This window comes from Curtobacterium sp. RIT-PI-V, from assembly GCF_025642935.1.
GTDB lineage: Bacteria > Actinomycetota > Actinomycetes > Actinomycetales > Microbacteriaceae > Curtobacterium.
The window spans coordinates 117,946-134,742 of the sequence record NZ_JANZKM010000004.1 but is presented as its reverse complement, the minus strand read 5'-3'; the positions used below and the strand labels follow the sequence as shown (position 1 = coordinate 134,742).

The window sequence follows — 16,797 nt, the reverse complement described above, 5'->3', positions numbered from 1 at the left end:
CGGGGCACAGCAGCCCCGGCACCTGAGCGCGTCGAGGACGACGCGAGAGGAACAGAGGTACTTCGATGACGAAGCGCAGGATCATCGCGGGCGTTGCAGCCCTCGGCATCGCGATCGCACTCGCCGGCTGCTCGGCCGGTGGCCGCGCGTCCACCGACGGCGGCGGCAGCAGCAGCGACAACAAGGGCGCCCTCGTCGGCGTCGCCATGCCGACCAAGGTCTCGGAACGCTGGATCAAGGACGGCGACGCCGTCAAGAGCGACCTCGAGAAGGCCGGCTACAAGGTCGACCTCGAGTACGGCGACAACAAGGTCCAGCAGCAGGCACAGCAGGTCAGCAACATGATCACGAAGGGCGCGAAGGTCCTCATCATCGCGTCGATCGACGGCGGAGCCCTCTCCGACCAGCTCGACGCCGCCGCGAAGGCCGGCATCAAGGTGATCTCTTACGACCGTCTGCTGACGGGCAACAAGAACGTCGACTACTACGTGTCGTTCGACAACGAGAAGGTCGGCGTCGACCAGGCGACGAGCCTGCTCACCGGCCTCGGCGTCCTCGACGACAAGGGCGAGAAGACCGGCGAGAAGGGCCCGTTCAACATCGAGGTCTTCGCCGGCTCGCTCGACGACAACAACGCCAGCTTCTTCTTCAACGGCGCCATGAAGACCCTCAAGCCCTACCTCGAGGACGGCACGCTGAAGATCCAGTCCGGTCAGGACCAGCTCTCGCAGGCCGCCACGCAGCAGTGGGACCCGGCGACCGCCAAGGCCCGCATGCAGAACCTGGTCGCGAAGTCGTACTCGGGCGGCACCACGCTCGACGGCGTGCTCTCGCCGTACGACGGCATCTCGATCGGCATCATCTCGGCGCTGCAGGGTGCCGGCTACGGCACCAGCGACCGTCCGCTGCCGATCGTGACGGGCCAGGACGCCGAGGCGGCCTCGGTCAAGTCGATCATCGCCGGTCAGCAGTACTCGACCATCTACAAGGACACCCGCAAGCTCGCCAAGCAGTCGGTCACCATGGCCGAGGACCTGCTCACCGGTGACAAGCCCGAGGTCAACGACACGAAGAGCTACGACAACAAGGTCAAGGTCGTCCCGACCTTCCTGTTCCAGCCGACGGTCGTCACGAAGGACAACTACAAGGAAGTCCTCGTCGACTCCGGCTACTACACCGAAGCCGACCTGAAGTAGTCGCAACCCACCTGTCGGACAGGAGGCACGGGTCGACCCCGCCCCGTGCCTCCCGTCCGCCCCATCTGCGCGCCACGGCGCGCACCACGGAAGGCGGTCGACGTGACGGACACGATCCTCGAGATGCGTGACATCACCAAGACGTTCCCCGGCGTGAAGGCCCTGCAGGGCGTCTCGATCGAGGTCGAGCGTGGACAGGTCCACGCCATCTGCGGCGAGAACGGCGCCGGCAAGTCGACCCTCATGAAGGTGTTGTCGGGCGTCTACCCGCACGGCTCCTTCGAGGGAGAGATCCTGCTCGACGGATCGCCCGTCGAGTTCCACGACATCAACGGCTCCGAAGCAGCCGGTGTCGTCATCATCCACCAGGAGCTCGCCCTGAGCCCGTTCCTGTCGATCGCCGAGAACATCTTCCTCGGCAACGAGCGGTCCAAGGGCGGCTTCATCGACTGGAACAAGACGAACCTGGCAGCCGCCGAGCTCCTGCAGCGCGTCGGCCTCAAGGACAACCCGGTCACGAAGATCGTGGACATCGGTGTCGGCAAGCAGCAGCTCGTCGAGATCGCGAAGGCGCTGTCGAAGCAGGTCAAGCTCCTCATCCTCGACGAACCCACCGCCGCCCTGAACGACGACGACTCCGCGCACCTGCTCGAGCTGATCCGCTCGCTGCAGGCCGAGGGCATGACGGCGATCATCATCAGCCACAAGCTCAACGAGATCAAGGCGATCGCCGACAAGGTCACGATCATCCGCGACGGCAAGACCATCGAGACGCTCGACATGCACGCCGACGACGTATCCGAGGACCGCATCATCCGCGGGATGGTCGGCCGCGACCTGTCGAACCGGTACCCGGAGCACGAGCCGAAGATCGGCGAGGAGCTCCTGCGGATCGAGGACTGGACGGTCCACCACCCGCTCGACGGGTCGCGCGAGATCATCCACCAGGTCGACCTGAACGTGCGCGCCGGTGAGATCGTCGGCATCGCCGGACTCATGGGCGCCGGGCGGACCGAACTCGCGATGAGCGTGTTCGGCCGGTCCTACGGATCCGGCATCAGCGGCACGGTCTACAAGCGCGGCGAGCCGATCAAGACCCACACGGTGTCGCAGGCGATCGACCACGGCATCGCGTACGTCACCGAGGACCGCAAGCGCTACGGCCTGAACCTGATCGACGACATCAAACGGAACATCTCCGGATCGGCGCTCGGCAAGCTCGCCAGCTGGGGCTTCGTGAACGCGTCCGAGGAGACCACGGTCGCCGGGCAGTTCCTGAAGAGCCTCAACATCAAGGCACCGAACGTGGACGTCGTCACCGGGAAGCTCTCCGGCGGCAACCAGCAGAAGGTCGTCCTGTCGAAGTGGATGTACACCGACCCGGACGTGCTCATCCTCGACGAGCCGACCCGCGGCATCGACGTCGGTGCGAAGTACGAGATCTACACGATCATCAACAGCCTCGCGGACCAGGGCAAGGGGGTCATCGTGATCTCCTCGGAGCTCCCGGAGCTCCTCGGCATCTGCGACCGCATCTACACACTCTCCGAGGGCACCATCACCGCCGATGTGCCCCGCTCCGAGGCCACCCCAGAGGTCCTCATGCAGTACATGACCCAGGAACGGGAGACCCCTGTCAATGAACGCGCTTAAGTCCGCCGCCGGCTACCTCACCGGGCAGCTCCGACAGATCGGCCTGTTCATCGCGCTGATCGTCATCGTCGTCTTCTTCCAGGTGACGACCAACGGGATCACCCTGGCCCCGATCAACGTCTCGAACCTGATCGTCCAGAACAGCTACATCCTCATCCTCGCCATCGGCATGGTGATGGTCATCATCGCCGGGCACATCGACCTGTCCGTCGGGTCGGTCGTCGCCTTCACCGGCGCGATGGCCGGTGTGATGATCACGCAGTGGCACGTCCCCTGGCCGATCGCCGTCGTGCTGTGCCTGGTCGTCGGTGCGCTCGTCGGCGCCTGGCAGGGGTTCTGGATCGCCTACTTCGGGATCCCGGCGTTCATCGTCACCTTGGCCGGCATGCTCGCCTTCCGCGGTGCGGCGCAGATCGTGCTGCACAACCAGCAGATCTCACCGTTCCCGGACGGGTTCCGTGCCCTCGGCTCCGGCTTCCTGCCGTCGTTCGGCACCACCGGGTACGAGCCGCTCACGATGGTCCTCGGATTCGCCGCCGCGGCCGTCATGGCCGTCACGGCGTTCCGCGGCCGAGCCACCCGCCGCAAGTACCAGCTCGAGAGCGAACCGTTCGCCTGGTTCATCGTGAAGCTCGTCTTCGGCGTCGTGCTGGTCGTCTACGTGGCCCTGCTGCTCGCGAGCTACAACGGCACCCCGATCGTGCTCGTCATCCTCGGCGCGCTCGTGGTGATCTACTCGGTCATCATGCGGAGCGCGGTGTTCGGCCGCCACGTCTACGCCATCGGCGGCAACGCCCTGGCCGCGCAGCTGTCCGGCGTGAAGACCAAGCGCGTCACGTTCATGCTGTTCGTCAACATGGGTGTCATCTCGGCGCTGGCCGGCGTGGTCTTCACCGGCCAGCTCAACCTGGCGGCACCCGGTGCGGGCAACGGCTTCGAGCTCGACGCCATCGCCGCGGTGTTCATCGGTGGCGCAGCGGTCACCGGCGGCATCGGCACGGTCCCCGGCGCAATCGTCGGTGGTCTCATCATCGGTCTGCTCAACAACGGCATGTCGATCCTCGGCGTCGGCACCGAGTACCAGTCGCTCATCAAGGGCTTGGTCCTGCTCGCCGCCGTCGCGTTCGACGTGTTCAACAAGCGTCGGGCGGCCGCCGCGCGCAAGTAGCGCCTCCGCCGCTCCCCCGAGACTCGGGCTGAGCGACACGACTCGCGTCACCAGGCGCGAGGACTGTCGCCCAGCCCGAGTCTCGTTGCGTCAGCGGGACAGAACCGCCCACCCCCTGGCCGGGAGGCGCAGGGTTCCGTCACGCAGGTCCGCGCCGCCCGCCTCCACCTGCGTCGCATCCGCCGCGGGCACCTCGACGGGATCGGCCGACAGGTTCAGGGCGGTCACCACGGCCGCGTCCGACGTCGCGGTCCGCAGGACGACCGCCGTGTTCGTCAGGTGCACGACGTCGGTGTGCGCCCGGTGCAGCCACGGGTTGCGGCGGCGCAGGGCGATGAGGGCCTCGTACGCGTGCGTCAGGTCGCCCGCCGCGGGTGGCGTGTCCGGGAACTCCGGTCGGACCGCGTCGTCACCGCCCTCGCGTTCCTCCTTCACCCCGGTCCAGCCGTACTCGTCGCCCGCGTAGACGATCGGGGTGCCGGCGACGGTGAACAGCACCGCGGCCGCGTGCCCGGCGAACTGCTCCCCCACGGCGCTCGCGATGCGGGTGACGTCGTGGTTGCCGATGAAGGTCGTCGGGGCGAACGTCTCGAGCAGGGCGTCGTGCCGCTCGATCGCGTGCGCCAGTTCGTGGCCGTTGCCGTCCGCGATGCCGTGCCAGATGCCCTGCCACAGTTCGTACTGCGTCAACGAGTCCATGGTCGACGCCCGCGCGATCGCCGCTGCGTCGCCGTGGATCACCTCGCCGCTGAACCACGCGTCCGGGAACCGCTCGCGCACCCGCGGCAGCACCCTGGCCCAGAACGCCGGTGGCACCGCGTAGGCAGCATCGAGGCGCCAGCCGTCGATCCCGCGCTCCAGCCAGTGCGTCATCACCTGGACGACGAGGTCCTCGGTCGCCCGGCTGTCGTGGTGCAGCGCCACGAGGATGTCGTGCCCCTCGAACAGCCCGACGGGCACCGGCCGCCCCGGCGTCCACCCCGACCAGTCGATCGCGAACAGGTCGGCGGTCGCCGCGTCCGGTCCTGCTTCCTCGAGGGCCCGGAACGCCGGGTGTTCACGGCCGACGTGGTTGAAGACACCGTCGAGCAGGACCCGGATCCCCCGCTCGTGTGCCGCGGACACCAGACGGTCGAAGTCGGCGTCGTCGCCGAGCCGGGGGTCGATCCGGAAGTGGTCCACCGTGTCGTAGCCATGGGTGGAGCTCGCGAACACCGGCCCGAGTACCAGGCCGTTCAGGCCGAGGTCCACCACGTGGTCGAGCCAGGGCTCGATGCGACCGAGACGGTGCTCGACGGCGCGCTCCTCGACCGGCACCCCCGGGCGGACGTCCGCCCCGACGAACCCGAGCGGGTACACGTGCCACCACATGACGTGCGGGACCCACGCGGGCTTGGGCGGACGGATCGGTGCGGTGTCGGTGCTCACCGCTCCGATGCTGCCAGCCGCGCCTGTGCTGGGCGCTCCCGTGCTGGGAACGGACAGGGACAGCAGGACGAGGATGTGGGCATGGGACGTGCGATCAGGACGGAAGCGGACGCTGCGGCGTCGGAGTCGGCACAGGCTGATCGGACCTGTGCGTCGTGCGGCCGTCGGATGCCGTCGTCGGCAGCGCCGGACGCCAAGTGGTGTTCCCGCGCCTGCCGTCGCCACGGAGTGGACCAGACGGACCTGGCTCTCGAACAGCGCATCGACGAGCTGCTCGCCGCACGGGCACGCACCTCGAGCATCTGCCCGTCCGAGGTCGCGCGGTCGCTCGAACCGGACGACTGGCGCCCGCTCATGGAACCCGCCCGTCGGGCAGCCCAGCGCATGATGGCGCGCGGCGAGGTCGAGATCACCCAGGGCGGGTCCGTCGTGGACCCGTCGACGGCGAAGGGCCCGATCCGTATCCGTCGCCCGCGGTGAGGGAACACCTGTCGTGCACCGTCGGTTGGGGACGGGGATGACTGCAACCGGATCGACCGAAGCGACCCCCGTCCAGCCCCGAGCCCTCGTCGTGGGAGCGAGCGGCATCACCGGGTCCGCCCTGGTGAGCCACCTGCTCGACCTCGGCTGGGACGTGACCGCGCTGTCCCGCCGACCGCTCCCCCAGCAGGACGTCCGGACCGTCGCCGCGGACCTCCGCGATCCTGACAGCCTCGGCGCCGCGCTGGCAGACGAACGCCCCACGCACGTGTTCTTCACCGCGTGGCAGCGCCAGGAGACCGAAGCCGAGAACATCCGCGTGAACGGGGGCATGGTCCGCGACCTGCTCGCCGCACTCGCGCACGCCCCGCTGGCGCACGTCGCGCTCGTGACCGGGCTGAAGCACTACCTCGGCCCGTTCGAGGCCTACGCCGCGGGTGAGATGCCGGACACGCCCTTCCACGAGGAAGAGCCCCGCCTGGACACCCCGAACTTCTACTACGCGCAGGAGGACGAGCTCTTCGCCGCCGCCGAGCGTCAGGGCTTCACGTGGTCGGTGCACCGCTCGCACACCGTGATCGGGCACGCCGTCGGCAACGCGATGAACATGGGCCTGACGATCGCGGTGCAGGCGACCCTCGCGAAGGAGCTCGACCTGGACTTCGTGTTCCCGGGCAGCGAGGCGCAGTGGAACGGCCTGACCGACATGACCGAGGCGGGGATCCTCGCCGAGCAGATGGTGTGGGCGGCGACCGCACCCGAGGGCGCCGACGAGGCGTTCAACATCGTGAACGGCGACGTCTTCCGGTGGCGCTGGATGTGGCCGCGCCTGGCTGCACACCTCGGCGTCGACCCGGCCCGTGTGGTCGGGTACCAGGACGAGCCGCGACCGCTCGAGCAGCAGATGGCGCCGTACGAGTCGGAGTGGGCCGGCATCGCCGAGCGACACGGTCTGGCCGAGGCGGACATCACACGGCTCGCCTCGTGGTGGCACACCGACGCCGACCTCGGTCGCGCGATGGAGGTCGTCACCGACATGGGGAAGAGCCGCGAGGCCGGGTTCACGGCCTTCCGCCGGACCGAACGCGCGTTCGCCGACCTGTTCGCGCGCTACCGGGCCGACCGACTCATCCCCTGAGTCGTCGGCCCGGAACAGCGGGCTACAGCGCGAGCAGGAGCACCACGAGCGTCGCGACCGACAGCACCAGCAGGACGACGGCGCCCTGCAGGTCGCGGTCGTGCGCTCGGAGGTGCGCCACCACGGCACCGACGAAGTAGACCACCGCGCCGATGGCTGCAGCGATGGCGAGCGGCACCCACCAGATGCCGATGACGAGCCCGGCGGCAGCGGCGACCTCGAGCACCCCGAGCACGGTCATCTGCGCGGGCGTGACGTGCACGGCCTGCATCGAGGCGACGATCTTCGGGTTGCGGACGAGTTTCATGACGCCCGAGCCGAGCAGGGCCACGGCGAGGACAAGGGACAGGACGACGGCAGCGATGTGCACGGGGAACTCCAGGTGGTGAAACGGATGGTTGCCCCCGTTTCAAACCGGAGACTGCTCTCCGTATTCCCGGCCACGCGATCTAGGCTCGGGGCATGACCCGCCGAGACGTCGCCCGGAACCGTCAGGCGCTCGTCGACGCGGCCCGGTCCGCGTTCACCGACCACGGCCTCCAGGCTGCACTGGAACCGATCGCGGTCGCAGCGGGACTCGGCAACGCGACCCTGTACCGGCACTTCCCGACCCGCGCGGCGCTGTGGGAAGCCGTCCTGGTCGAGCCGATGCACGAGGTGCTCGACCTCGTCGAGCACTGCCGCGAGCTGTCCGCCTCGGACCCGTGGGAGGGCTTCGCGACCTTCGTCCGCGAGACGGCGGCGATCGAGGCGCGCCGCACCGGGTTCAGCGAACTCATGACCACCGACTACCGCGACGCTCCGGAACTGCTCCGGCTCCGCATCGCCGTGCAGGACGGGATCGACGCCCTCTTCACAGCCGGACGGGCGGCCGCGGTCATCCGCCCCGACGCCACCCTGGCCGACGTCGCACTCCTGCAGCTGTCGATCGCGGAGACGATCCGCACCTTCGGCCGGGTCGCGCCCGAGGCGTACCGACGCTGGGTGGACCTGGTGCTCGACGGGTTCCGGGCGGCAGACGTCCCGCGCGGCACGCTGGCCGGACGCCCCCTGCGCGGCGACCAGGTCCGTCGGGCACTGGCGGAGCGCCACCAGCCCGCCGGCCGTCAGAAGGCGTAGCGGATTGGACAGGACGGCAGGTGCTCGGCGACGAGCTCGCGGAAGCGCTCGACGAGCTGCCCCTTCATCCCGGACCGGTAGCGGACGTTCACCGCGCCGTTCTGCGACACCTTCTGCTCCTGCAGGTCGGGGCGCCAGAGCAGGTCCTCGGCCTTCGGGTGCCAGCCGAGGTTGACCTCGTGCAGGGGTTGGTTGTGCGTGAGGAAGATCACCTCGGCCGCGATCTGTGCCTTGGCGGCCGGTGACAGTACGTCGTCGACCTGCCGCAGCAGCTCGGTCCAGTCGGACTCCCACGTCGGGGTGACGATGACGGGCGAGAAGTTCAGGTGGACCTCGTAGCCGGCGTCGACGAACTCGTTCACCGCAGCGATCCGCTCGGCGACGGGACTCGTCCGGATGTCGGTGACCTTCGCGGTGTCGTGCGGCATGAGCGAGAACCGGATGCGCGTGCGGCCCATCGGGTCCCAGTCGAGCAACTCGCGGTTGACGTACTTCGTCGCGAAGGACGCCTTCGCGGTCGGGGTCATCCGGAACAGGTCGCACAGGTCGCGGACGTTGTCGCTGATCATCGCGTCGACCGAGCAGTCGCTGTTCTCGCCGATGTCGTACACCCACGACTCGGGATCGCACTGGTTCGGCTCGGTCTTCGGCCCCTGCTTCGCGATGTTGCGAGCGACGTGCTTCGTGATCTGGTCGATGTTGGCGAACACCGTCACGGGGTTGCTGTAGCCCTTGCGCCGCGGCACGTAGCAGTAGGCGCACGCCATCGCGCAGCCGTTCGCGGTGGACGGCGCGATGAAGTCGGCGGAGCGGCCGTTCGGTCGCGTGATCAACGACTTCTTCACGCCGAGCACCAGCGCCTCGGTCTTGATCCGGACCCACCGCTGCACGTTGCGCTCATCGCCGTGCACCTCGGGGATGTTCCAGTGGGACTCCACCGGCACGATCTCGGCGTCCGGCCAGCGCCCGATCACCTCTTGCCCGCGCTGCAGTTCGAGTGCGGCGGGCTCGGCGTAGATCCGGCGGACGTCGAGCATCGGGCGGGCGCGGTCGTTGCTCATCGACTCCTGTCTACCGGGGACCACTGACGGTGCAGACTCGGGGCATGACCGCCGAACCCGACGACCACTTCTTCGTCGTGGACGGCCGACGCTGGCGCCGCACCGACCCGGCCCTGCCCGAGGAACTCGCGGCCGCGCTCCGCTCCCACCTGGGGCGCGGGCGCAACGCGGTGAAGACCGCGAAACGCGCGGGCGACGACGCTGCGCTGGCCGCGGCACGGCACCGGAACGGGCTCGCGAAGCACGGTCTGGGCGAACGCGGCCCGGAGTGGTGGACGCGCCCCGAAGCCGATCGGATCGCCGACGCCGAGCAGGCCCTGGCCGACCTGGACGCTCTGCCGTGACGACGATCCGTCCGCCGCGCCTGGACCGCATCCTGAACCTCATCGCGTTCGGCCCGGTGATGATCGGGACAGGAGTCGCACTCGCGAGCGTGGCCTTCGTACCCGGAGCGTCGGCGCGGGTGTTCGTCTTCGTCCTCGGTGTCGCCTTCATCGCCGGCGGAACCTGGGCCACGGCCAGGCTCCGCCGCGTCGCCGTGCACCTATCCGACGAAACCCTCCGGTACTCCGGCTTCCTGTCGTCGTGGAGCGCACCGCGTGCGGGCATCACCGCGGTGCTCGACGACGCGTCCGTCGAGTGGCGCGACGATCGCGGTGTCGGCCACCGACGGCAGATCTGGCTGCTGACCCGAGCATGGGAGGACGACGGTACGAGGTTCGCCCCGCTTTGGCGCTGGCGACACGAGGCGCTCCTCGAGGTGCGGGCGTGGGCAGCGACTCACGAAGTCCGAAACGTCCCATGACGCCCGCGGTGGAAAGCGGAATCGGGCGTACCTGGTCGGAAGTTCCGACCTGGTACGCCCGATTCGACCAGGTCCGCCGCGAGCCGCGTCAGCCCTCGGTGTGACCCAGCGACGGCTCGAGGAGCAGGTGCGCCGTACGGGACGCCGCCGCGTGCAGCTCGAGGACGACGAGCTCGTTCCGGCCCTGGCGCAGGACCGGGCCGGGGATCGCCAGGGTCTGCTGCGGGCCGCGCGACCAGTACCGACCGAGGCAGAACCCGTTCACCCAGGCGACACCCTTGCGGAAGCCGTCGAGCGCCAGGTAGCGGTCGTCCGCCGCGTCGAGGTCGAACGACCCGGCGGCGAAGGTCGGCCCCGCGAGCACCTCGCCGTCGGTCGGCTCCGCGGCGGACAGCGCATCGAGGGCGGACGGTGCGATCGGGTCGAGCGCCAACGGTGCCGCGGTCCAGCGGGACAGCGGGACACCGTCGACGGCGACCCCGCCGATCAGGCCCTTCGGTTCGCCGATGCGCAGGCCGTAGTCGACCCGGCCCTGGTCCTCGACGAGCAGTTCGAGGGTACGGGTCACCGGCGGCAGGACGATGGCACGGTCGTGGTGCTCGCGCTCCAGGACGCCGACGACGACGCCGTCGACGGACACGATCGCGCGGTCGCGGACCTCTTCCCCGATGGTCAGCACACCGCCGGTGGGCAGGTCGACCTCGGCCCGGTACAGGACGAAGCCGCTGGCTGCACCGAGGGCGTCGAACGTCGGCGGCTCGTCGTGCGCTGACCACGTCGTGAGCGTGGGCAGCAGGGAGCGGAGTGACGCGACGCGGTCGAGACGGACGGCGAGGTCCGTGGCGGGGGCGACCCGGGCCTCCCGGTCGCCCGAACGGTCGTGGGATCCGAGGCGACCCGACCCACCCGGCTCCATGGATGCCGGCAACGGCGGCACGGGCGCGTAGCGCTCGATGACCGCGCGGAAGGCGTGGAACTTCGACGTCGGCCGACCCGCCTCGTCGAGTGGGGCGTCGTAGTCGTACGACGTCGCGATCGGCCGGTACACGCCCTTGTCGTTCGCGCCGTTCGTGAAGCCGAAGTTCGTGCCGCCGTGGAACATGTAGATGTTGACCGAGCCGCCGGCGGCGAGCAGGACGTCGAGGTCCTCGGCACTGGCGGACGCCGGCGTGGTGTGGTGGTGCTCGCCCCAGCTGTCGAACCAGCCGTCCCAGAACTCGGAGCACATCAGGGGGCCGGTGGGCTGGGCCTGCCGCAGGCGTTCGAGGCGGGCGGCGGACCGCGAGCCGAACGAGCCGGTCTTGTGCAGCGACGGCAGCGAGCCGTCCTCGAGCATCGTGCCCATCGGCTGGTCGACGCTCGTGAACGGAACCGTCAGGCCGATCGCGCGGTGCATCCTCTCGAGCTTCTGCAGGTACACGGAGTCGGAGCCGTACGCGCCGTACTCGTTCTCGACCTGCACGAGCACGATCGGGCCACCGTTGTCGATCTGCCGGGGTACGAGGACCGGTGCGAGCTGCTCCAGGTACTGCGAGACCGCTGCCAGGAACCCGGGCTCGTCGCGCCGGACACCCACGGTGCCGTCGGCGAAGAGCCAGTACGGCAGGCCGCCGTTGGTCCACTCGGCGCAGATGTAGGGGCCGGGACGGACGATGGCGTGCATGCCCTCGGCTGCGACCAGGTCGAGGAACCGGCCGAGGTCGAGGCCGCCGGTCAGGTCGAAGACGTCGGGCGACGGAGCGTGCGCGTTCCAGGCGACGTAGGTCTCGATGGTGTTGAGGCCCATCAGCTTCGCCTTGCGGATCCGGTCGGCCCACAGGTCGGGGTGCACGCGGAAGTAGTGGATCGCACCGGACAGCACGCGGTGCGGCTCGCCGTCGAGCAGGAAGTCGGTGTCGCCGATGGCGAATCGCATGAGATGACTCTTTCAGACAGCGGGGTCGTGCGGACGACGTCCGCACGACCCCGGGGAGTTGGTGCCGGTGCTACTTGGTCGAGACCGTGAAGCCCTGGTCCTTGCCGTACTTGGCGAGGGCCTTCTGCCAGGCCTCGAGGCCCGCGTCGAGCGAGGTGCCGTTCTCGTACGCCTGACCGACGGTGTCGGCGTAGACGCTGTTCGCGTACACCTGGTACGGCAGGTAGGTGAAGTCGTTGTCCGAGGACTTCGACGCGTCGACGAGCACCTTGTTGATCTGCTGCCCACCGAAGTAGGACGGCTTCTCGTCGAGGAAGGCCGACGAGTCGAGGTCAGCGGTCGTCGAGGGGAACCCACCGGACTTCATGAAGACGTCGGTCGACTCCTTGGACGAGTTCAGCCACTTCAGGAAGCCCGCGGCGAGGGCCGGGTTCTTCGACTGCTTCATGACGACCTCGGCACTGCCGCCGTTGTTCGCGGTCTGGGCGGTGCCACCGTCGTAGGTCGGCATCGGAGCGACACGCCAGTCACCCGAGGCCTGGGCGACGCCGGACTCCAGGTTGCCGGGCATCCAGGCGCCGGTGATCATCGTGGCGATCTCACCGTTGCCGAGCTGCTTGTACCAGTCGTCGGTCCAGCCGACCGTCTTCGACAGCAGGCCCTGCTCGACGAGCTCGTTCCAGGTGCTCGTCCACTTCTTGCTGCCGGCGTCCTGCAGGTTGATCGTGACCTTGTCGCCGTCGGTGGTGAACGGGGTGCCACCGGCCTGGGCGATCATGCTCGTGGTGAAGCCGGCGTCGCCGGAGTCGGCCGCGATGTAGGCGTTCGGGTCGGCCTCGTGCAGCTTCTTCGCGGCGGCGACGTACTCGTCCCACGTCTTCGGCACGGCGATGTCGTGCTTGTCGAAGACCGTCTTGTTGTAGAACAGCGCCATGGGGCCGGAGTCCTGCGGCAGGCCGTAGACCTTGTCGTCGATCGACACCGAGCTCCAGGTGCTCTTCGCGAACTTGTCCTCGAGCGAGTCGAAGCCGTAGCCGGACAGGTCGAGCAGCGAGTCGGACAGGGCGAACTGCGGCAGGGCGAAGTACTCGACCTGCGCGACGTCGGGGGCGCCCGAGCCGGCCTTCACGGTGTTCTGCAGCTTGGTGTACTGGTCGGCGCCGGTGCCGGCGTTGACGAGCTTGACCTTCACCTTGGGGTACTGCTTCTCGAACGCGGCGACCTGGGCCTTGGCGGAGGGGGTCCACGACCAGTAGGTCAGAGTGCCACCGTCCTTCAGCGCCTTGGTGATGTCGTCGGACGAGCCACCGGAGGACGAGCCGCCGGACGCGCAGGCGGCGAGGGCGATCGTGGCGGTGACGCCGATGGCGAGGGCGCTGAGCCCGCGCCGGAGACGCTTGTTCATGGGGGTGCCTTTCACTTCTTCGTGGAGAGGGGGTCGTGCTGCTGTGTGCCGGACCGGAGGTCGCGGGGCGGGGTCGCCACGGGCCTCCCGTCCGACGGATCAGGCCTTGACGGACCCGGCCGCGAGGCCGGACTGCCAGAAGCGCTGGAGGAAGAGGAACGCGACCACGATCGGGATGATCGTGAGGAGCGATCCCGTGACGACGAGGTTGTAGATCGGCTGCGCACCGGAGCCGGTGGCCTGGGCGTTCCACTGGTTCAGGCCGACCGTCAGGGGGTACCACTTCGGGTCGCTCAGCATGATGAGCGGCAGGAAGTAGTTGTTCCAGGTGGCGACGACCGCGAAGAGCAGGACGGTGACGACACCGGGAGCGAGGAGGCGGAGCGCGATGGTGAAGAAGATCCGGAACTCGCCGGCGCCGTCCATGCGGGCGGCCTCGAGGAGTTCGGCGGGGATCGCGTCGACCGCGTAGGTCCAGATCAGGTACATGCCGAACGGGCTGATGAGCGACGGCAGGATGATCGACCACGGGGTGTTGGTCAGGCCGACCTGCGAGAAGAGCAGGAAGGTCGGGACTGCCAGGGCCGTACCGGGGACCGCGATGGCACCGAGCACGATGGCGAACACCGCGCGACGGCCGGGGAACTGGAACTTCGCCATGCCGTAGCCCGCGACGGTCGCGAGCAGGGTGGCGCCACCGGCACCGACGACCACGTAGAGCAGTGTGTTGCCGAACCACTGCAGGAAGATGCCGTCGTTGTAGGTGACGGTGTCGACGATGTTCTGCCAGAGGTTGAAGTCCCCGCCGAACCAGAGCCCGAACGTGGAGAGCAGCGACGCCTGCGTCTTCGTGCTGTTCACGAGCAGGTAGAACAGCGGCGCGAACGAGTAGACGACGAAGACGACCATGACCGCGGTCAGCAGGCCGGAACGCTTCGGCTTGCGTCCGTCGACGTGCTGCTCGGCCTTCCGCTCGGCCTTCCGGGAGGCGCGGGTCGAGCGGGTGCGCGGGTCGCGCTGCGTCGTGGTCGCCTCGGTGACCGTGGCCGGCCCGGCGGCGCCGGTCGCGGGGTGCTGCATGGTGCTCATCGGTTCTCCTGGCGGGTTCCGCGGACCTGGACGACGTAGGCGATCACCGCGGTGATCACGCCCATCACGATCGCGACGGTGGCGGAGTAGTTGAACTGCTGGCCGCTGAAGGACAGCGAGTAGGCGTACATGTTCGGGGTGAAGGCGCTGCCGATGACGTTGGGGGCCAGGGTCTTCAGCAGGTTCGGCTCGTTGAAGAGCTGGAAGCTGCCGATGATCGAGAAGATCGTGGCGATGACCATCGGGCCGCGCAGGGCCGGGAGCTTGATCGAGAAGACCGTGCGCAGGGGGCCGGCGCCGTCGAGCTCGGCGGCCTCGTACAGCTCACCGGGGACCGTGCGGAGTGCGGCGTAGAAGATCAGCATGTTGTAGCCGAGGAACTCCCACGTGACCACGTTGCCGATGGAGGTCAGCACCCAGCTGGGGCTGAACGGCTGCAGCAGGTCGATGCCGAGCGCGTCGTTCGCCGCACCGGTCAGGCCGAACTGGTTGCCGTAGATGAAGCCCCAGATCAGGGCCGCGACGACACCGGGGACGGCGTAGGGCAGGAACACCGCGATGCGGAAGAAGCTCGTGCCCCAGAGCCGTGCGCTGTCGAGTGCGAGGGCGGCGACGAGTGCGAGCCCGAGCATGATCGGGACCTGGACGACCAGGAAGATCGCGACCCGACCGAAGCCGGACCAGAACTTGGCGTCCTGGAAGAGCTGGACGTAGTTGGCGAACCAGACGAACTGGTTGCCGCCGATGAGCTGGTCGCGGAACAGGCTGAGCCACAGGGCGTAGCCGATCGGGACGATGAGCATGGCGATCAGGACGACCACGAAGGGTCCGACGAACAGCCAGCCGGTGTAGCGACCCCGCGCCTTGGTCCGGCGACCTGCCGGGCGGGGGGCTGCCGGCTGCGCTGCGGCTGCCTCGCCGGGCCGCGCTGCGAGCGTGCTCATGTGACTCCTTCGTCTGCTGCGTTCGGGTGTCCGGTGTCTCGGTCGCGGCCCGGGCCCGGTGTCGGGCGCTCTGGCGATCGCAGATGTTGACGTCAACATCGAACGTCAGGACGATAGCATGGCAACGTCAACATGCGCTAGCGTCCGGGAACGCAGACTGCGTGATCCCGCAACGGAAGGAGCTCGAGCCGATGACGACCGAGTCCCCCGCCGGCACCCGCCGCTCCCCCTCGATGGCCGCCGTCGCCGACGCCGCCGGGGTCTCGATGCAGACCGTCTCGCGCGTCGCCCGCGGGTTCGACAACGTCAGCCCGGACACCCGCGACCGGGTCCAGCGCGCGATGGACACCCTGGGTTACCGGCCGAACCGTGCCGCACGGGCCCTGCGATCGGGCCGCTTCCGCACCATCGGCGTGATCATGTTCACGCTCGCGTCCTTCGGCAACATGCGCACACTCGAGGCGATCGCCGACGCCGCCGGTGCCGCCGACTTCACGATCACCCTGCTGCCGATGGCCTCGCGCACCGAAGAGGGCGTGCGCTCCGCGTTCTCCCGCCTGCACGAACAGGCCGTCGACGGCGTCGTGATCATCATCGAGTCGCACATCATCGACACGGCCGAGGTCGTGCTGCCCGACGGCGTGCCCATGGTCATCATCGACTCCACCGGCAGCACCGACCACCCCGCGATCGACACCGACCAGACCGACGGCGCGCGCCAGGCCACCCAGCACCTGCTCGACCTCGGCCACGAGACCGTCTGGCACGTCGCCGGACCGACCTCGTCGTACTCCGCCGCACGCCGGTTGGCCGCGTGGCAGGACACCCTGTCGCGCGCCGGGCGGCACGTCCCGCCGGTGTTCCACGGCGGGTGGACGACCGAGCACGGATACTCGGCCGGGCTCGAGATCGCCGCGCGCCCGGAGATCACCGCCGTGTTCGCCGCCAACGACCAGACCGCGCTCGGGGTGCTCCGCGCCGCGCACGAGTTCGGGCGGTCCGTACCGTCGTCGCTCAGCGTGGTGGGGTTCGACGACTCCCCCGAGTCCGACTCCTTCTGGCCGCCGCTCACCACCGTGCACCAATCCTTCGACGAGGTCGGGCGCCGAGCCGTCGCGAACCTGCTCGCCCAGATCGACGGCGAGTCCGTGTCCTCCGCCCCCGACCTGGTGCCCGTGCGCCTGGTGGAGCGAGCGAGCACCGCGCGCCCGCCCGCGCGCGCGCCCGCGCGCTGACGCGGCCCGGCCGCGGGTCGCTGGCCGCGCCCCGAGACTCGCGGTGAGCGACCGACCTTGCGACCGCGGGCGCGAGAAGTGTCGCCCAGGCCGAGACTCGGCCCGCAATCCCTGGACCCACCGGACGGGAGGCACGGTGCCAGCCCGCCACGGGCCTCCCG

Annotated in this window: 16 protein-coding genes; 9 read left to right on the top strand and 7 right to left on the bottom strand. The window is 69.2% G+C overall.

Annotated features, from left to right (window positions below):
• The first annotated feature begins 65 nt into the window (after window positions 1-65).
• The 3 genes from chvE to mmsB all read left to right on the top strand — a co-directional run bounded on the left by chvE (window position 66) and on the right by mmsB (window position 4,017).
• Window positions 66-1,196 (top strand): multiple monosaccharide ABC transporter substrate-binding protein, encoded by a 1,131-nt coding sequence (chvE, locus tag OGL88_RS04900; RefSeq protein ID WP_123672475.1) that lies wholly within the window; start codon window positions 66-68, stop codon window positions 1,194-1,196.
• Between the two features lie 102 nt (window positions 1,197-1,298).
• Window positions 1,299-2,849, top strand: coding sequence for a multiple monosaccharide ABC transporter ATP-binding protein (gene mmsA, locus OGL88_RS04895; RefSeq protein WP_263090154.1), 1,551 nt, complete (start codon window positions 1,299-1,301; stop codon window positions 2,847-2,849).
• On the top strand, window positions 2,836-4,017 hold the full coding sequence (gene mmsB, locus OGL88_RS04890; protein WP_205462932.1) for a multiple monosaccharide ABC transporter permease: 1,182 nt from the start codon (window positions 2,836-2,838) through the stop codon (window positions 4,015-4,017). The genes mmsA and mmsB overlap by 14 nt, the downstream gene beginning before the upstream one ends.
• 90 nt (window positions 4,018-4,107) lie before the next feature.
• Here the strand turns inward: mmsB and OGL88_RS04885 are convergent, their stop codons facing one another.
• Window positions 4,108-5,445 (bottom strand): alpha-amylase family glycosyl hydrolase, encoded by a 1,338-nt coding sequence (locus OGL88_RS04885; RefSeq protein WP_263090153.1) that lies wholly within the window; start codon window positions 5,443-5,445, stop codon window positions 4,108-4,110.
• 228 nt (window positions 5,446-5,673) lie between these two features.
• On the opposite strand from OGL88_RS04885, the gene OGL88_RS04880 reads away from it, so the two are divergent.
• A complete protein-coding gene (locus OGL88_RS04880) occupies window positions 5,674-5,925 on the top strand; it encodes a DUF3253 domain-containing protein (RefSeq protein WP_240347394.1) in 252 nt (83 codons plus the stop codon).
• 37 nt (window positions 5,926-5,962) lie between these two features.
• Window positions 5,963-7,063, top strand: a complete 1,101-nt coding sequence (locus OGL88_RS04875; RefSeq protein ID WP_263090150.1) for an SDR family oxidoreductase — start codon at window positions 5,963-5,965, stop codon at window positions 7,061-7,063.
• Window positions 7,064-7,085: 22 nt separating this feature from the next.
• Here the strand turns inward: OGL88_RS04875 and OGL88_RS04870 are convergent, their stop codons facing one another.
• Window positions 7,086-7,433 (bottom strand): DoxX family protein, encoded by a 348-nt coding sequence (locus OGL88_RS04870; protein ID WP_205462937.1) that lies wholly within the window; start codon window positions 7,431-7,433, stop codon window positions 7,086-7,088.
• A gap of 92 nt (window positions 7,434-7,525) precedes the next feature.
• On the opposite strand from OGL88_RS04870, the gene OGL88_RS04865 reads away from it, so the two are divergent.
• Window positions 7,526-8,182, top strand: coding sequence for a TetR/AcrR family transcriptional regulator (locus tag OGL88_RS04865; RefSeq protein ID WP_263090148.1), 657 nt, complete (start codon window positions 7,526-7,528; stop codon window positions 8,180-8,182).
• On the opposite strand, the gene OGL88_RS04860 is transcribed toward OGL88_RS04865, so the two are convergent.
• Window positions 8,170-9,243 carry a spore photoproduct lyase family protein gene (locus OGL88_RS04860; protein WP_263090147.1) on the bottom strand — a complete coding sequence of 358 codons (1,074 nt, stop codon included), beginning with the start codon at window positions 9,241-9,243 and terminating at the stop codon, window positions 8,170-8,172. The genes OGL88_RS04865 and OGL88_RS04860 overlap by 13 nt on opposite strands.
• 44 nt (window positions 9,244-9,287) lie before the next feature.
• On the opposite strand from OGL88_RS04860, the gene OGL88_RS04855 reads away from it, so the two are divergent.
• On the top strand, window positions 9,288-9,587 hold the full coding sequence (locus tag OGL88_RS04855; RefSeq protein ID WP_263090145.1) for a biopolymer transporter Tol: 300 nt from the start codon (window positions 9,288-9,290) through the stop codon (window positions 9,585-9,587).
• Window positions 9,584-10,048 carry a hypothetical protein gene (locus OGL88_RS04850; protein ID WP_263090144.1) on the top strand — a complete coding sequence of 155 codons (465 nt, stop codon included), beginning with the start codon at window positions 9,584-9,586 and terminating at the stop codon, window positions 10,046-10,048. The genes OGL88_RS04855 and OGL88_RS04850 overlap by 4 nt, the downstream gene beginning before the upstream one ends.
• Window positions 10,049-10,136: 88 nt before the next feature.
• Here the strand turns inward: OGL88_RS04850 and OGL88_RS04845 are convergent, their stop codons facing one another.
• From OGL88_RS04845 to OGL88_RS04830, 4 genes are all read right to left on the bottom strand, one after another.
• Window positions 10,137-11,963 carry a glycoside hydrolase family 35 protein gene (locus tag OGL88_RS04845; protein ID WP_263090142.1) on the bottom strand — a complete coding sequence of 609 codons (1,827 nt, stop codon included), beginning with the start codon at window positions 11,961-11,963 and terminating at the stop codon, window positions 10,137-10,139.
• A 70-nt stretch (window positions 11,964-12,033) separates the two neighbouring features.
• Complete coding sequence (locus OGL88_RS04840) at window positions 12,034-13,368, bottom strand: ABC transporter substrate-binding protein (RefSeq protein ID WP_263090140.1); 1,335 nt, start codon at window positions 13,366-13,368, stop codon at window positions 12,034-12,036.
• Between the two features lie 99 nt (window positions 13,369-13,467).
• Complete coding sequence (locus OGL88_RS04835; RefSeq protein WP_374114421.1) at window positions 13,468-14,457, bottom strand: carbohydrate ABC transporter permease; 990 nt, start codon at window positions 14,455-14,457, stop codon at window positions 13,468-13,470.
• Window positions 14,454-15,401, bottom strand: a complete 948-nt coding sequence (locus tag OGL88_RS04830) for a carbohydrate ABC transporter permease (protein ID WP_111086247.1) — start codon at window positions 15,399-15,401, stop codon at window positions 14,454-14,456. The genes OGL88_RS04835 and OGL88_RS04830 overlap by 4 nt, the downstream gene beginning before the upstream one ends.
• 191 nt (window positions 15,402-15,592) lie before the next feature.
• On the opposite strand from OGL88_RS04830, the gene OGL88_RS04825 reads away from it, so the two are divergent.
• On the top strand, window positions 15,593-16,636 hold the full coding sequence (locus OGL88_RS04825) for a LacI family DNA-binding transcriptional regulator (RefSeq protein WP_276582895.1): 1,044 nt from the start codon (window positions 15,593-15,595) through the stop codon (window positions 16,634-16,636).
• Window positions 16,637-16,797: the final 161 nt, after the last annotated feature.